At 58.3% G+C, this 14,380-nt stretch carries 14 protein-coding genes and 6 pseudogenes; 7 read left to right on the forward strand and 13 right to left on the reverse strand.

Annotation, left to right across the window (positions count from 1 at the left end; translation table 11 throughout):
* Positions 1–565: 565 nt before the first annotated feature.
* Complete coding sequence (locus AB4037_RS30760; protein WP_441774109.1) at positions 566–2,107, forward strand: undecaprenyl-phosphate glucose phosphotransferase; 1,542 nt, start codon at positions 566–568, stop codon at positions 2,105–2,107.
* 687 nt (positions 2,108–2,794) lie between these two features.
* Positions 2,795–3,129, forward strand: a pseudogene (locus AB4037_RS30765) (IS630 family transposase); the annotation flags it as partial.
* 262 nt (positions 3,130–3,391) lie between these two features.
* Here the strand turns inward: AB4037_RS30765 and AB4037_RS30770 are convergent.
* The 3 genes and pseudogenes from AB4037_RS30770 to AB4037_RS30780 form a co-directional block, all read right to left on the reverse strand.
* Positions 3,392–3,514, reverse strand: coding sequence for a hypothetical protein (locus AB4037_RS30770; RefSeq protein WP_441774110.1), 123 nt, complete (start codon positions 3,512–3,514; stop codon positions 3,392–3,394).
* Between the two features lie 50 nt (positions 3,515–3,564).
* Positions 3,565–3,750: pseudogene (locus AB4037_RS30775) on the reverse strand (transposase); the annotation flags it as partial.
* Positions 3,751–3,775: 25 nt separating this feature from the next.
* Positions 3,776–3,874, reverse strand: a pseudogene (locus AB4037_RS30780) (IS3 family transposase); the annotation flags it as partial.
* On the opposite strand from AB4037_RS30780, the pseudogene AB4037_RS30785 reads away from it, so the two are divergent.
* A pseudogene (locus tag AB4037_RS30785) lies at positions 3,865–4,113 on the forward strand (transposase); the annotation flags it as partial. The pseudogenes AB4037_RS30780 and AB4037_RS30785 overlap by 10 nt on opposite strands.
* On the opposite strand, the pseudogene AB4037_RS30790 reads toward AB4037_RS30785, so the two are convergent.
* Together AB4037_RS30790 and AB4037_RS30795 are read right to left on the reverse strand one after the other, a co-directional pair.
* A pseudogene (locus AB4037_RS30790) lies at positions 4,075–4,472 on the reverse strand (transposase); the annotation flags it as partial. The pseudogenes AB4037_RS30785 and AB4037_RS30790 sit on opposite strands and share 39 nt — an antisense overlap.
* A gap of 168 nt (positions 4,473–4,640) precedes the next feature.
* On the reverse strand, positions 4,641–5,024 hold the full coding sequence (locus AB4037_RS30795; RefSeq protein WP_441774111.1) for a SecDF P1 head subdomain-containing protein: 384 nt from the start codon (positions 5,022–5,024) through the stop codon (positions 4,641–4,643).
* 1,070 nt (positions 5,025–6,094) lie between these two features.
* Here AB4037_RS30795 and AB4037_RS30800 point away from each other — a divergent pair.
* A pseudogene (locus tag AB4037_RS30800) lies at positions 6,095–7,008 on the forward strand (IS630 family transposase); the annotation flags it as partial.
* A gap of 211 nt (positions 7,009–7,219) precedes the next feature.
* Here AB4037_RS30800 and AB4037_RS30805 read toward each other — a convergent pair.
* The 7 genes from AB4037_RS30805 to AB4037_RS30835 all read right to left on the reverse strand — a co-directional run bounded on the left by AB4037_RS30805 (position 7,220) and on the right by AB4037_RS30835 (position 11,872).
* Positions 7,220–7,660, reverse strand: coding sequence for a hypothetical protein (locus tag AB4037_RS30805; protein WP_441774112.1), 441 nt, complete (start codon positions 7,658–7,660; stop codon positions 7,220–7,222).
* Between the two features lie 17 nt (positions 7,661–7,677).
* A complete protein-coding gene (locus tag AB4037_RS30810) occupies positions 7,678–7,911 on the reverse strand; it encodes a hypothetical protein (protein ID WP_441774113.1) in 234 nt (77 codons plus the stop codon).
* Positions 7,912–7,945: 34 nt separating this feature from the next.
* The gene (locus tag AB4037_RS30815) at positions 7,946–8,155 is read right to left on the reverse strand and encodes a cold-shock protein (protein ID WP_441774114.1); all 210 of its coding nucleotides are present in this window, start codon (positions 8,153–8,155) and stop codon (positions 7,946–7,948) included.
* Positions 8,156–9,891: 1,736 nt separating this feature from the next.
* The gene (locus AB4037_RS30820; protein WP_441774115.1) at positions 9,892–10,242 is read right to left on the reverse strand and encodes a hypothetical protein; all 351 of its coding nucleotides are present in this window, start codon (positions 10,240–10,242) and stop codon (positions 9,892–9,894) included.
* 47 nt (positions 10,243–10,289) lie between these two features.
* Positions 10,290–10,874, reverse strand: coding sequence for a carboxymuconolactone decarboxylase family protein (locus AB4037_RS30825; RefSeq protein WP_441774116.1), 585 nt, complete (start codon positions 10,872–10,874; stop codon positions 10,290–10,292).
* Positions 10,861–11,199: a hypothetical protein gene (locus tag AB4037_RS30830; protein ID WP_441774117.1), complete on the reverse strand. Its 339-nt coding sequence runs from the start codon at positions 11,197–11,199 to the stop codon at positions 10,861–10,863. Before AB4037_RS30830 ends, AB4037_RS30825 begins: the two co-directional genes overlap by 14 nt.
* Positions 11,200–11,275: 76 nt before the next feature.
* Positions 11,276–11,872: a TetR/AcrR family transcriptional regulator gene (locus AB4037_RS30835; RefSeq protein WP_441774183.1), complete on the reverse strand. Its 597-nt coding sequence runs from the start codon at positions 11,870–11,872 to the stop codon at positions 11,276–11,278.
* A 54-nt stretch (positions 11,873–11,926) separates the two neighbouring features.
* Between AB4037_RS30835 and AB4037_RS30840 the strand changes: the two genes are divergently transcribed.
* The 3 genes from AB4037_RS30840 (at position 11,927) to AB4037_RS30850 (ending at position 13,273) form a co-directional block, all read left to right on the forward strand.
* On the forward strand, positions 11,927–12,496 hold the full coding sequence (locus AB4037_RS30840; RefSeq protein WP_441774118.1) for an NAD-dependent epimerase/dehydratase family protein: 570 nt from the start codon (positions 11,927–11,929) through the stop codon (positions 12,494–12,496).
* The gene (locus AB4037_RS30845; RefSeq protein ID WP_441774119.1) at positions 12,493–12,882 is read left to right on the forward strand and encodes an NAD-dependent epimerase/dehydratase family protein; all 390 of its coding nucleotides are present in this window, start codon (positions 12,493–12,495) and stop codon (positions 12,880–12,882) included. Before AB4037_RS30840 ends, AB4037_RS30845 begins: the two co-directional genes overlap by 4 nt.
* A gap of 100 nt (positions 12,883–12,982) precedes the next feature.
* On the forward strand, positions 12,983–13,273 hold the full coding sequence (locus AB4037_RS30850; protein ID WP_441774120.1) for a hypothetical protein: 291 nt from the start codon (positions 12,983–12,985) through the stop codon (positions 13,271–13,273).
* A gap of 335 nt (positions 13,274–13,608) precedes the next feature.
* Here AB4037_RS30850 and AB4037_RS30855 read toward each other — a convergent pair whose 3' ends face one another.
* Positions 13,609–13,959 carry a DUF2200 domain-containing protein gene (locus AB4037_RS30855; RefSeq protein WP_441774121.1) on the reverse strand — a complete coding sequence of 117 codons (351 nt, stop codon included), beginning with the start codon at positions 13,957–13,959 and terminating at the stop codon, positions 13,609–13,611.
* Positions 13,960–14,380: the final 421 nt, after the last annotated feature.

Below are 14,380 nucleotides of genomic sequence, written 5' to 3' on the forward strand. Positions count from 1 at the left end.
GGCCTCGAAAATGGGGTGCAGCGCCATTGCCGCAGAACTTGCGCGCAGCACATCGCCGCCCGCATGCTGGACGAACACCGCCAGCGCTGCAACAGCCCGCAACCCATCAATGTTGGATAGCCTCGTCGAAATCATGCAAGCCCAGTGCAGTTGCATCGGGTCGGATGAAGGGCGGCATGGCGGCGGCACGCGCCTCATCCAAATCCCAGCATGACACCGCTATTGGTTAAAGTCTGCCACTCAATGCGTCAAAGATTATGCGAACGAGTATATGGTATTTATCGCCATTATGCTCGTCGTTTAAATCACAAAATATGGTTATGTCGCTATATGCATTTTACGCAAGATATTACCTGGTTCCTTCTTTTGTACTAAAATTGATTAATTGCGGTATCGACTTCATGTGCGCGCTCTAAAAAAGGATTATATTAACCTAGTAAGCCTTGCTTCCTGCTGAAAAACGATAAAGAACCAGCCTCTAGGTTGTGCGCAATTGTCAAGCCTAGCTTGGCCCCGGGGCTTGCTCGGATGCTGCCACCAGTTAGGATCACGGTCGGGTGCTCGCATGCCAAGCAGAGAGAACGCACATAAATTTGCTTCGGAGGACAGCTACGTCGTCGCTGAAATTCAATCGCCTAGAATACGTGCTGGCGAACCAGTTAAGGGCCTGAACTCCAACATACCGTCTGTTTCCAAGCTCAGGAAATATACCGAACAAAATATATCGACTTATTTTAAAATTGTAGATTTTCTAGTCATATCGACAGCCATATTCTTCTTGTCTTTTTTCCCTACAGGGCACAACCTAAACGATCTAATCGGTCTTTATTTTAAGAGTGTCATTGCTGGTTTCGTCGGCATGCGTTGCCTCAACTTCATGACAAGATACCGCATGGAGACGATACGAAATCCGTTCGCGAAGCCTGACCGTCAGGTTATTGCGTGGACCGGCGCTTTTGTCTGCATGTCCCTGGTTGCCTATTTGCTGACAATCCCGTTAACGCGGTCAGCGCTCGAGTTGATCGCTTGGTATTTTTTTGGGCTTGGGCTCTTCATCGGATTGCGCGCCTTTGTCGGATTCCTGGTCGCCAATTTGACCAAACAAGGCAGAATGAGCCGCCGCACGATCGTCATAGGCAATCGGGTTGCAGCTGAGCGACTCATGACCCTGATCGCGCAGCAACCAGGACACCAGGTCGAACTTTGCGGCATCTTCGATGATGCCGAGGCGAACTACATTTCTACCGGCACGGGCGGTCATTGCCGGATCCGCGACATGGACGGATTTCTGGAATTTGCAAGGATCAGTCGTATCGAAGTCCTTATCCTCGCGTTGCCGCTGTCGGAACAAGAACGGATTGCAGCCATTCTGGAGAAAGTCTGGGTGCTGCCGATCGAGATCAAGCTCGCCATGCACGGCCCCCATTTGCCGTTCCGCCCACGTGCCTGCTCTTATATCGGCTCTATTGCGATGGTCGACCTTCTGGATTCCCCAATCAAGCAGTGGGATTATGTAACCAAACACGTCTTCGATATGATTTTTGGCGTGATTGGTGTGATTGTACTGTCACCGTTGATGCTCACTACCGCTGTGGCGATAAAATTAGAGAGCCGTGGACCGATCCTATTCAAGCAAAAGCGGCACGGATTCAACAACGAGATCATAGAAGTCTGGAAGTTTCGCTCAATGTACACCGATATGTGCGATCCGTCCGCCCTCAACGCCGTTGTTCGAGACGATCCTCGCGTCACACGTGTGGGGCAGTTCATCCGCAAATCCTCCATCGACGAGTTGCCGCAACTCTTCAACGTGCTGACAGGCCGCCTTTCTCTCGTCGGCCCGCGCCCACATGCCATTGCCGCCCGCACCCGCGACATCCAATACAGCAAGGTGGTGGAGCATTATTTTGCCCGGCATCGGGTCAAGCCCGGCATAACGGGGTGGGCCCAGATCAATGGCTGGCGCGGCGAGATCGACTCAGGGAAAAAAATCGAGAAACGCATTGAGCTTGATCTCTATTACATCGAGCACTGGTCTATTTGGTTCGACATCAAAATACTTTTCATGACTCCCATTCGGCTTCTCAATATACATAATGCCTACTAGGTCGTAGTAACGATTGGAAAAGATTTCGTTTTTGGTCGTGTCGTGTCAATGCCGCAGCCCACAACACATGCAACGTCGAGCGTCACCTCATCCTACGCAAAACTCTGAAGCTGTTCCGGGCTGCCGCTTTGGTGCAGTGGCGGCTCGCAATTACGACCACCGCGTAAATCCCCACTGCTAATCTGCCGCAGCTTCGACGCGTTTTGGTGGCAATACCTGTCCTACTCCCTCCCACTAGGAACCAAGCCTCCAGAACTGCAGCTGCAATCTCCCTCGGACAGGAATAGCGTTTCAGACGAGAATGGTTCCGGCATCTTTGCAGAGATATGTGCGCCTGCTGAGTTCCGGCACGATGCGTGCGCCTGGAATGTTGTGAGATCAGCGCGGCATACCCACTGGTCAGGACTATCAATCCTCAATTGTGCAGCAATTCGTCAGCAGCTGGTTATCTCTTGGGCTTGCGGGGTCATTGATGCCGCCTTAAGTTGTGCGTTGCAGCATTGGCGGAATCCGCTGGTCCTGTTGCCCTCCTTGGGCGTTTCCTCCCAAGACTAGGGCCGTCCGGTGACTTCGATCCGGGCGGCTCCTTTTACTTCCTAGAGCGTGTTCTGCGATCGATGAATCGATTGTGATGTGACAGGTGGCTTGTGAGCTGATTCAACCTCTACCTTACGGGAGAGGTTGACGATGGGAAGAGCACTGAGCGGGGATCTGCGGTCCCGGGTCTGAAGGCTTCGGGGGAAGGCATGTCGGCGCGCCAGGCTGCTGCGCGGTTCGGCGTAGGCGTTTCGAGTGCGATCCGCTGGATAGCGCGAGCGAAGGTGGGCGAGTTGGCGCCTCGGCGACCCGGCCGGAACCGCTCCTCCAGCCTTGATGTGCATGAAGCCTTCATCGTCGGGTTGATCGAAGAATGCAAGGACATCACGCTCAACGAGATGGTGCAGCGGCTGGACACCGAGCAATCGGTAGGGATCAGCCGCAGTGCCCTGAGCGCCTGGCTTCGTGGCCATGGCTGGACGTTCAAAAACGTATGGCCCGCCCCGTCTGTAAGGGGTTTGTTGAGATCGCCTTGATCAGTCTGCTTCAACGTATCCGGCCTCGGAGATGCTTCTCCCTGCCAAGATGGAGATACGCGCGCCCAGGTCCTCATAAAACTCTCGGCGTCGACCGCCGTTTTTTGAACCAGGATTCCCGCGCGCCGTTCGACTGTCAGGCCATCTCGTCTTTCACCCTCTCGCAAACTTGCTTGGTCGATCGGCTCTTTCGAGCCAAGTCGACCGATGACTACGCCGGCATGGATGCACCGTCGGCGTCGAAGCGCTTTCCCCGTCGCAAAAGGGCCCAGGCGATCCGAGCCAGCTTGTTGGCGAAGGCGACGACGGCGACATTGTGATGAGCTCTGCTCATGAGCTGCTTACCCCATCGGCCGAGCGGCGTGTCGCGCTCGGCCGATGGGGTAAAGCCGCGCGTGCCCCATGGATCAACTGCTTGCGAAGATAAGTGTTGCCGCGCTTGCTGATCCCGAGCAGCGTGGGTTTGCCGCCGGTGGTGAACTGTCTGGGAACGATGCCGAGCCAGGCCGAAAGATCACGCGATCGGTCGAAAGCCTCCGGCCGCCCGACCGCGGCCACAAGGTGAATAGCCCCGAGTTTTGTAGACACCCTCGGGTTAGATTTTCTGCTGCTTCTCGAACTCGACGGGCGACAGCATCCCGTTCCTGACGTGTTTGCGTTTCGGGTTGTAGAACATTTCGATGTAGTCGAGCACGTAAGACCACACAAAGCGGCGGCATCCGGGGCTTCGATGCTGGCAAGAAAGTCCAAGGCCGCAAGCGCCACATCGTCACCGATACGCTTGGCCATCTGGTCGGGCTTGTGGTTCATGGTGCCAACATTCGCGATCGCGATGGGGCCGTTGCCGCGCTGAACGACATCCGTCATCGCCATCCCTGGTTGCGCCATGTCTTCGCCGATGGCGGATACAGCGGCGGAAAACTCAGGCAACGGCCGGCCGCCGCGCGAGAGGCCAATGGCATTGGCTCGCGCGCCCCTTTTCCTCCTCCAGCAGAACGGTGGGCCTTGATGTAGCTACTGTCGATCTGGCCGGTCTGTGCGATCCAGCCTTCCTCAGTCAGCGCGGCCAGGATGCGTGTCCACAAGCCCCGGCGGCTCCACCTGTTCCAGCGATTGTAGACCGTTGTCGTCGGTCCGTATTCGGCAGGGCAATCCGCCCAGCGGCCGCCGCATTTGAGCATATGAATGATGCCGGAAATCACTCGCCGGTCATCGACCCGACGCGCGCCTGGCTGGTTCTTCGGCAGATGGAGTTCGGTCACCTTCCATGCCTCATCCGACAACCAGAACAATGAACGCGACGTCTCAAGGTATGCTTCAGCAAAGATACCTTGAATCAATTTACGCCTTAATTTTCAATACCATGATTGGATTTTGACCCTAGTGAATGGGCCGACACTCTTTACCGATTGGCATTGTCTCTGTCGGAATTGCCAGCACCTGACCTGCCTTGATGGCAGTTATGGCTTTTTCTCTACGGGTTCAACTTCAACGGTTCCGCCATCCGCTGAGAGAGAGTTTGCCAAATCGCTAGCTTCTTTCGTTCCGAGCGAGCCAGAGAATTGAAGCTTGCCGCCGACAATCGGGGTTTGGATGACAGGCGAGGCTATTACCTTCCCATTCGCGATGACACGGATCTGGCGGCCAACATTGGCTTGCGTAAAGCGCGCAAACGCTTGGGCGCTCTCCCCGGTTAACATCACGCCAACAGCGGGGCGCTCCGTATTCGGGTCGATCATTGTGTCGGCGCGGGCTATGCGAAGAGAAAGATTCTCAGCTCCCGCTGGAGATGTGAAAATTGTCACTCCCACAATGAGTCCAAACAGGCTCGTGGCGATCCGCATATATCCCCCAAAATCCGGTTTTGACCTGAGGTCGTGGGTAAATATGGATATTGACGTTACGACATATTGTTCGAATTCTGCAACAACTTAACGACAACCCATTTAAGCCTGAAGGGTGTAAGCCCGTGCCGCTGGTGGCAGCGGCGTCGCCTTTTCATTGATCCGTGCGGGAGTTTAGGGCTAAACTCCAACACCTTTCTTCCAAGTCGGCAGAGGGGGCAGGCGTGGTTGTGGTTTATAACTACCTCACGATGGATCCGAACAGACGCATTCCCATACTTGCGCCCTTCAAGCGGACCAGGCCGGCTATTCAAAAGATAGGCGGCGAGCCTCTCCTAGAAACGGCTGAAGAGGTTTCTCCGGCCGATGTCGACACAACCGGCTGCTATGTGCTGCGCGTCAAAACGGCTAAGCCGCACAAGTAGGCGGGCTAGTTGTCACCCCGCCTTTCTGCTCTTGCCTGCGCACAAAGACTGGCGCTAAGGGCTTCCATCCCGACCGAAGGGGCGGTTTTGCGAATAAGCAAATGGAAGACATCCTTGTCGTGACCAACGGCGAGAGCTGGGACAGCTTGCCTGCCGCTGGCGCCCGTCGTTGACCTCGGCATTAAATGGGACGCCGTCGATATCCACGAAGACTGGCGCGGTGGCGTGCAGCTTTATGGAGCCCGCAATGTGCCGGATACATTCTTGTGTCTGAGAGGGAGGGGATGAGAGGCTTCTGGAGGTGCCGGCCGCTTGTCGCTCCAATGCGTCAGAGGAATGCCGGAATCTTCCGTTCCCACCTGGTGAGTGCGTCTCTTAGAGAAGCAGGAAGCCCCCTCGGGTTATCAGTGCCATCGGCCCGCATCATTGTCCGACGCGTCTGTCTGTGCGCCTATGGCTATTCAGACGGGATAGCGCTGGGATGGTACCAAGATATTGCGAAAGTGGCAGAGCGGCTACTCCTGAACGCTGAGGAAGCCGAAGTCGCCATCCGGCTAGAGCGGAGTGTAATTTCTCCGACTGGTGATCGTTCTCAAATCAGCAGAGAAGTGATTCAAGCTATCTGCGGGTTGGAGGGCGCAGCGCATGACAAGTCCCTATTCGATGGACCTTCGCGAGCGTGTTGTAGCAGCGGTCAAGGAAGAAGGGCTCTCGCGCCATCAGGCCGCTGATCGCTTCAAGATTGGGGCGACAACAGCGATCCGATGGCTTCGGCGGGAGCGGGAGACCGGCAGCGCAGCTCCAGCGAAGATGGGCGGCTACAAGGCGCGCAGGATCAGCGGAGAACATCATGATTGGCTGGTTTCACGTTGCCGGGATGGCAGTGCCTTCACGATCGCCAAATTGATCCAGGAACTGGCTGAGTGCGGGGTAAAGGCCGATCGTCACACCGTCTGGAATTTTCTGCACGAGCAGCATTAGTCTTTTAAGAAAGGACGCTGGTTGCCAGTGAGCGAAGCCGTCCCGATGTTGCCCGACGCCGTCAGCAATGGGCCAAATACACGCCCCTGATTGATCCCAGACGCCTCGTCTTCATTGACGAGACCTGGACGAAGACGAACATGGCTCCTCTTCGCGGCTGGGGCGAGCGAGGCAAGAGGATCGAGGCCGATGTCCCGCATGGCCACTGGCAGACCCAGACTTTCATTGCAGCCCTGCGTCATGATCGGGTCGAAGCGCCCTGGGTCTTGAAGGGCCCGATCAACGGCGAGAGTTTCCACGCCTACGTCGAAGCCGAGTTGATTGCGACCTTGAAGCCGGGCGATATCGTTGTCATGGATCCCGGCTCACACAAGGGCAAAGCCGTCCGTGACCTCATCCGTTCCATTGGAGCAAAATTACTCTTCCTGCCCCAATATTCCCCGGATCTGAACCCGATCGAACAGTTCTTCGCCAAGCTCAAGCATTGGCTGCGCCATGCCGGCGCTCGTTCGCTGGATGAGCTGACGGCCGCAATGAAGGACATCCTTGAAAGGCTCACACCTGAAGAGTGCAAAAACTTATCATTCCTGAGCTGGCCGGCCCTTCGAAACGTCTCCGACCAGCGGGCCCGGCCGCTGCCGTGGACTGCGGTGGTCGGGCCGCCTTGCCATGCCACCGGGGGAACATGTTTGAGGTCGAAATCGACGACGCCTACATCGGGCGCGTGGCATGCATCATAAGCAACTCTCCATTCGAGCGTTGGGTTGTCCGTCCGCTCTATTGGCCTGATCACAGCACGGGTGAAGGGAGGCCGTTTGCGAGCCGCAAGGCGGCCATCGAGTGGCTGATTGCGATGCGCAAGACGAGGGTCGAGGAGTAGATCGACGTTCGCCAGCGCCACCCGTTCGGCTTCCGCGCGAATGGCCTAAGATCAATGGCGACCGGTTTGCCTTTGGCCTTCTCGGCAAGCTTGGCGTTGCGCTCCCTAAGGCCCTTGATGGCGGCGCGCGCCTTGTCGGCCTTGTCCTTCGCCTTGCCGGCAAGTTGCGTGCGGAGGTCGCGCGCCTCGGTATTGGCCTTGACGTTCGCCTCCGTCAATTCGCGGATGCGGGCGTCCCTGGCGTCGATCTCGGCTGCGACCTCGGCATATGTCTGCTTGGCTGCTTTCGCTTCTGCCTTGGCGCGGATGGCGTCGAGTTCATCGGTAGCCTTTTTCTTGGCCTTCGACAACTTGGCGTTGCGCTTGGTCAGGTTGTCGACCCCGCGCCCTTGGCCTCCGCCTTCATGCGCTTGATGTCGGCTACCGTGACCTTCTGGCCGTCGACCAGCAGGACCTCGACTTGGTCGCGGACGTCGGCGGTGGTCGTGGAGGTAAAAAAGACGCCGACAGCTTCGACGCTAATTTGTCCGGCATTCAAATGCGCGGTTAACTGCGGATTGGAGCCGACGTCCCGCGCCGCCTTCATCATGGCCTGCGCCATCCGTGCTCGGCATTGGCGCCGACGCTGAAGGGAGCTACAGCACTTTGATGTTGCCCGCCTTCGCTTTGCCGGTCTTGCGGTCGGTGATCAGTTCGTAGCTGATGGGCTGCCCGTCCCGCAATTCGCTATAGCCGGGAAGCTCAACTTCGCCGATGTGGACGAAAACATCAGGGCCGCCATCGTCAGGCTTGATGAAACCGCAGCCTTTTTGGGCATCGAACCATTTGACGGTACCGGCAGGCATTCCACTTCCCTCAGGCTGGATCAGATAGAAAGAACGGGCGAAAATTGTCCCGATATCACCATGTGGGCAAGGGTTTATTGGACCCTGTCAGTCCCAGGACAACGAGCTTATGAAGATGGCCGTCCGCATCAGGGATCGGGCCATCCGCCGGGCGGGCGAGCTTCTGAAGCAGATTGAGCCGGCGCACGGAGCAAACCAAAACAATAGCACCGTCAGCGATACTAAAGTTGCGACACGAAGGACGCCGCCGAGCGGGCGGTCATGTCCAAACGGCAAGCGGTCACAGCCATCCGCGTTGCTAACGTCCCGGCGGACGATTTCGAGCGGCAGGTTGAGAGCCCCAAGCCGCCCACTGTCTGTAATGCCAAAGTGACACAATCACTTCATTGCGACGGTGCACATAGGATGATCCAGCGACGGGGCAAGACGCAGCATACTCGCTACCCCGTAGGACAGGAACGTCCCCCTTTCATCGTAGATCCGCACAACCCTCGCACCCGCTATCATTCCTCGTTCAGCCCAATAGGCATTAATTGTTTCGGCTTGGCGGCTTGCTTCTTGCTGAGAGGTCCCGGGTTGATCTGTGTCCATGAGCGTCCTACTCCACTGATGCCGTAAGCCGGATTTCAGCGTCTCAGACCTTAACTCGCAGAGCCACCCCCCTCGGCCCAATGCCAAACGGTAGCCGCGCTCTAAACCACATGGCATAGATGCGAGCGATATCGTCTCTTGTGATTGTGTCGCCGAGAGAACCAGCGCCGATCCCACAAACATCACGGCCAAGATCGATAAGGCGGCAGGCAGCTTCGATGGCCTCCTCTTGGGTAGGATACCAATCGATTTGGTCCATCGCGTCACGCGCGTGCTGAACATGCCACAGCGTCATTTCCAACCATGAGGCCGGAATTCAAATTTTGACAAGACGTGGATTCTACCTAGAACCGTCTCGGAGCGGCACCATCCCACGTTGAATATGAATTGCGGTGACAAAAAGCCCGGCTCGCGGGAGAACGAGCCGGGCGAGTTCATGACAATGCGGATCGATAGGACGGAGTACTGGGGGAAAGGTCGATCCACCCGGGTATGTTCGGCTGGATCGCTGCTTCGGGCAATACTGCAGGTTGCGTTCTATGGTCGCGTTACCGGCTGGTGCCGGCAGCAAAAAGCCTGGCCGCACAAGGCGAGCCGGGCTAGTGATGGCAGAGGGGTGACAGACCGAGTTTGTCAGGAGGTCGGCCACCCAGCGGCATCATCGATATGATCGCTGTCTTCTGCAACCCGCATGCGGTGAAAATGGTTCACCACACGGAAGGCGGGCAGATCCTGAAAGCACCTCCGTGTTGAACGGGGGCAGCAAGGAGAGTTCGGCGGGCAGCCGTTATTCAGGTTCGGCCAAATGCACAGATGGCGGTACCAGGATACAGTATTCTTCCGGCACTTATCGCTTCTCCTACGATGTCATCAATGAAAAGACGTTCGTTTCTCGCGGAAAAAATTATACATGGTGTTCGCTAGATCGCTGATCCGGAGCGATGCTTTTCTCGAACTGAAGCTTCCGATTTCCACATCCCGCTCTCCGCGAAGGTCGCCGCGAAATGGCCTACTGCCGGTTTTTCGGGCGCCAGGTTAAGCTAACATAGCTTGTTCCTCGAACTCCACGGGGCTGAGATATCGCGTTTATTGAATGTTTCGACCCAGGCTTCGACAAGCTCACGCGGTTTCATGTTCGCTCTCTTCTACAGGCCCATCAGCGAGAGCCCGACGACCAGGCCCATGAGGCACCAGCCGACATGCCTGCCACGGCTGGCGACAGCGTTGCCGATGGCCGCATAACCGTAGACGACGACGGCCGCCGCGATGATCCAGCATCGGGCGATCTCGGATCCCAAGGCGGGCGCCGCGATCAGCAGTGCGCCGATGCAGATCCAGTCGATGGTGCTTGCCTGCCAGACCATGCGGAGCAGGCGCAGGCTTCGGCGCGACTCGATGTGGACCTTCGGAAACACCTGCAATTCGGCGATCGCGCCGTGGACGATGGCGACGACGATCGCCAATGCGCCGGCGATCTGAAGTGCAAGATCTCTCATGGATCACCTCTTTCGATCGATCGGACCTCTTCATCGCCTTTGCAGCTCTATGCGGCATAACCCCGCTTGAGAAGCATGGTGGCGGCGCGATCGAATTCTTCCACCGAAGGCATGGCGAAATCGAGCACGTCGGCGTAGCGCGCGATGATGTTGAAGACCGTCGCCACGGCGATCGCGTCCTGCAGAGCATCTTCCGTCACCCCTGATCGAAGGGCTGCCGCTGCGTGTTCCGCCGACAATTCCATAGGCCGGAGCGTCATGATCTCAAGGAACACCAGCGCTGCCTTGAGAGCCGGAGAAATGGGCGCAGTGCGGAAATCGGCGAGCACGGCATCGACCGACGGCCGTGTCATCGTCTTCGCCGCGACGGCGCCGTGGGCGCCAATGCAAAAGGCGCTCGAATTCCATTTCGCGACCATGGCGGCCATCAGCTCGCGCTCCGCGACGCTCCATGGGCTCGGACCGCGCATGGCCGCATGCGTCCATGCGCCCATTGGCGTGCTGAAGAATTGCTTGTGGTAGAACGCCACGCGGACGGCATCTGGCAACCGCATCCCCGATACCATCGAAATGAAGCCGATGAGCAGGCGATGCGTGACGGTGTCACCTCGATCGATTTCAGGCAGGCGCATGACGGGCCTCCTCCAGAGCTTTGATCGAGCGCTCCCAGCGCAGCAAGGCTGCTCCAGTTGCCGCGGCTGCGATCAGCTCGAAGGCGGCCTTCTCGCTTCGGGCGGCGGCCAGGACATCCGCCACCTGTGCGTCCGTCGTGCCGGATGCCGCTTCGCCGATCTGGCGGGCGAGATCATCGTATGGCGCTTCTATCGGTGGGCCGCCTGCCGCCCTCGCGGCGACGCGCTGGCGCAATGCCGGATCCGTCTCGCCGGGGCCTTGGAAGACCCGGCGTTTCAACGTTTCGGCAAGTGCATGATGATCGGGTCGACTGGATGTCATCATCGAGCGCTCCTGTGTCTTGAAACCTCATGAGGCTCCGTTCACGTCTCGAGATCGCTCGGACCTTCCTTGCGCACCGTCAGCGCGCATGCCCTCGCAATCCCAGCCATGCGGCATCCAGGACGATGTCCGCGATCTCCTCGCGGCTCGGTCCCGGATGATCGAGCCACCACACGGCCACCGCGTGGAGACCCTCTTTCAGAAACACCGCCGTCGCCTGTCGATGCCACGGCATGCGGCCCGGCATGAACGCGGCCAGCAGGGCGGCGATGCCGGCGGACGCGCCGGCCTGGACCTCGCGCGAAACCTTCGCCGCAACCGGATCGCTTGCCGGAACCGTCAGCAGCACCCGAGCTGCATCCGGTGCCTGCTCGACGAATTCCAGAAAGGTGTCGACCGAGCGGCGGAATTTTTGTTCCGGATCGGCGTCCTCGCCCACGATTGTCTTGCCCCTGGCCAGCAGGCTGTCGCGGATCGATTCCAGTACCGCCAGGAACAGCGCCTGCTTCGACAGAAAATGGTCGTAAAGCACCGGCTTGGTGATCCCGGCGCCGGCCGCGATGCTGTCCATTTTCGTGGCGTCGTAGCCGTCGCGAGCAAAGGCGGATACGGCCGCTTCGATGATCCTGGCCCGGCGCGCTTCGGCGCTCAGGCGCTTTCTTACCCTTGAATCCATCGGCAGCAATACTAACCTACTTTGAGGTAAGTAATCAAGACAAGAGGTGATGCCATGCGCATTTTCGTTGCAGGCGCGACGGGCGCCGTCGGACGCAGTCTGGTTCCGCTCCTGATCTGCAAAGGTCATAGCGTCGTCGGATTGACGCGAACGCCAGCGAAGGCCGGGCTCCTGCGGAACCTCGGCGCAGAGCCTGTCGTTGCCGACGCGCTCGATCAGAAAGCCATTCACGCCGCAGTGGTCGCTGCACGCCCGGATGTGATCGTGCATCAACTGACAGATTTGAAAGGCGCGTCGGACCTGCGCCAATTCGACCGCGCCGTCGCCGGCAGCAACCGGCTGCGCACCCTTGGAACCGACCATCTGCTCGCGGCCGCGCATGACTGCGGCGTGAAGCGGATGGTGGCGCAAAGCTTCTGCGGCTGGCCTTATGCCCGGGTCGGCGGATATGTGAAAACCGAGGACGATCCGCTCGACGACAATCCGCCGCAAGAGCATCGTGGCACGCTCGACGCCATCCGCTATCTTGAGCACGCCGTTACGACAACGCCGGGGATCACCGGCGTTGCCTTACGCTATGGCGGGTTTATGGCCCTGACACCGGCGTCTTCGATCCCTCGATGATCGAACAGATCCGCAAGCGCCGCATGCCGGTGATCGGCGGCGGCACGGCGTGGTGGTCGTTTCTGCATATCACCGACGCGGCGGAAGCGACCGCGCTCGCAGTCGAGCACGGCCAGGGCATCTACAATATTGTCGATGACGATCCCGCACCGGTGCATGATTGGCTCCCTGAACTCGCCGCGATGCTCGGCGCAAAGCCGCCGTTCCGTGTGCCCGCATGGATTGGCCGACTGGCGGCGGGAGAGCACATCGTCGTCATGATGACGCAGTCGCGCGCGGGCTCCAACGTCGAGGCCAAGCGGGAGCTTGGGTGGTCACCGCGCTATCCGTCGTGGCGACAGGGATTTGCCGAGATCATTCCAAATGAAGCGCGGATGGCCGCCTAGATCGAAACGCGCTTCGTCCGGGTGTTTCAACCAGTTGTAAGCACTGGACGATCATGCGGCCACCGCAAGGCGGCACCCGGCGAAGAAAGGAACAGACAGCATGACGATCAGGATCATTCAGTTCCTCGCCGTCGTTATTTCGGCCCTCGCGCTCATTCCGGCAGGAGCACATCTGGCCGCCCTGCCCAACAAGATCGCGATGGCGCAAGCTGATTATTTCATTGTCCAGGGCATCTATTCCGGATGGGCCATTCTCGGGTCGCTCTGGCCTGCGGCACTCGTCATCGACATCCTGCTGGCCATTTTCGTCCGCTCGCAGATTTGGCCGTTTTGGCTCGCTGTCTTCACGGCGCTGTGCTTCGTCCTCATGCTTGCGATCTTCCTCATCTGAACGCTGCCCGCCAACCAGGCGACGCAGAACTGGACGACCGTTCCCACAAACTGGGAAGCGCTCCGGCATCAATGGGAATATTCTCATGCAGCCAATACCGCTCTTGCCTTTGCCGCTTTCTGCCTTGCGACGATGTCGGTCCTCTCGTGGCGGTCGTCCGGCTCGTAGGCTGTTGGCACGGCGAACGGGTTTTGAGCCGAGGCAAAAGCCAGAGCCTTGACGCGTCGTGCGGCCATCCCGGCGAACGGTGACACGAATGAATGTTCTAAACCCGAGGCTGGTGCGAGATGCCTGGCGAGCGCGAAGTCACGAGAGACTGAATTGGTGCGATCACATCAATTACGCAAGATTTTCTCCATCGCTTTGCCCTTAGCCAACTCATCGATCAGCTTGTCCAGGTAGCGGATTTTCTGCATGGTCGGCTCTTCGATGTCTTCGACCCTGACGCCGCAGATCACGCCGGTAATCAGGGATTGTGCAGGATTCAGTCGAGGCGCATCGGCAAAGAAATCCACAAAACTGGACTTCTTTTCCAACTGAGCGCCCAGCCCTTCCTGAGTGTAGCCCGTCAGCCAACGGATGATCTCGTCGACCTCAGTCCTGGTACGGCCCTTCTTCTGCGCCTTGGCGATATAGAGCGCATAGACGCTGGCAAAGCTCATCGAATATATCCGAGGCTTGGTCATTGGGTCTCCTCTCGCAGCAGCACTCCGAAAACCGGCCAGGCAATCCCTCTATCACTTCCGCCTGATCTGGTCCGGCTCTGAGCATGCCCATGTGATTCTGGGCGGCAAGAGCTAAATTGCCTTGGCGAATTCCGGCGGTTCGGACGGACCGTCTTGCAGATGCAAGAAAGGCCATCGGCCAGTTGCCGGCCGTCGCCCCGCCGAGGTGACCACAGCGGAGGATGTGGCCGACCGATCCAAAATATCCGGCCAAACCAACACGTAGAGTTTGCTTTCTCGGCGGCCAGCTGCGGCAATAGACATTCACGCGTCGGCCACGTCGCAAATCGGACCTTATCAGGGCGGTGCAATAATGGTCCGCAGGCAACTGACTTGGCCCGGTATCCGACATCGCCGGGCTGCTTTCCCTCACTCTCTGCTT

This window comes from Labrys sp. KB_33_2 (assembly GCF_052114505.1).
Lineage (GTDB): Bacteria > Pseudomonadota > Alphaproteobacteria > Rhizobiales > Labraceae > Labrys.

Excerpts from the sequence above, each read along its gene's own strand:
- AB4037_RS30820 (WP_441774115.1), bottom strand. The coding sequence starts at position 10,242 with ATGAGAGATCTTGCACTTCAGATCGCCGGCGCATTGGCGATCGTCGTC.
- AB4037_RS30815 (WP_441774114.1), bottom strand. The coding sequence starts at position 8,155 with ATGCCTGCCGGTACCGTCAAATGGTTCGATGCCCAAAAAGGCTGCGGT.
- AB4037_RS30855 (WP_441774121.1), bottom strand. The coding sequence starts at position 13,959 with ATGACCAAGCCTCGGATATATTCGATGAGCTTTGCCAGCGTCTATGCG.
- AB4037_RS30845 (WP_441774119.1), top strand. The coding sequence starts at position 12,493 with ATGATCGAACAGATCCGCAAGCGCCGCATGCCGGTGATCGGCGGCGGC.
- AB4037_RS30770 (WP_441774110.1), bottom strand. The coding sequence starts at position 3,514 with ATGAGCAGAGCTCATCACAATGTCGCCGTCGTCGCCTTCGCCAACAAG.
- AB4037_RS30795 (WP_441774111.1), bottom strand. The coding sequence starts at position 5,024 with ATGCGGATCGCCACGAGCCTGTTTGGACTCATTGTGGGAGTGACAATT.
- AB4037_RS30850 (WP_441774120.1), top strand. The coding sequence starts at position 12,983 with ATGACGATCAGGATCATTCAGTTCCTCGCCGTCGTTATTTCGGCCCTC.
- AB4037_RS30760 (WP_441774109.1), top strand. The coding sequence starts at position 566 with ATGCCAAGCAGAGAGAACGCACATAAATTTGCTTCGGAGGACAGCTAC.
- AB4037_RS30830 (WP_441774117.1), bottom strand. The coding sequence starts at position 11,199 with ATGATGACATCCAGTCGACCCGATCATCATGCACTTGCCGAAACGTTG.
- AB4037_RS30835 (WP_441774183.1), bottom strand. The coding sequence starts at position 11,872 with ATGGATTCAAGGGTAAGAAAGCGCCTGAGCGCCGAAGCGCGCCGGGCC.
- AB4037_RS30825 (WP_441774116.1), bottom strand. The coding sequence starts at position 10,874 with ATGCGCCTGCCTGAAATCGATCGAGGTGACACCGTCACGCATCGCCTG.
- AB4037_RS30810 (WP_441774113.1), bottom strand. The coding sequence starts at position 7,911 with ATGGCGCAGGCCATGATGAAGGCGGCGCGGGACGTCGGCTCCAATCCG.
- AB4037_RS30840 (WP_441774118.1), top strand. The coding sequence starts at position 11,927 with ATGCGCATTTTCGTTGCAGGCGCGACGGGCGCCGTCGGACGCAGTCTG.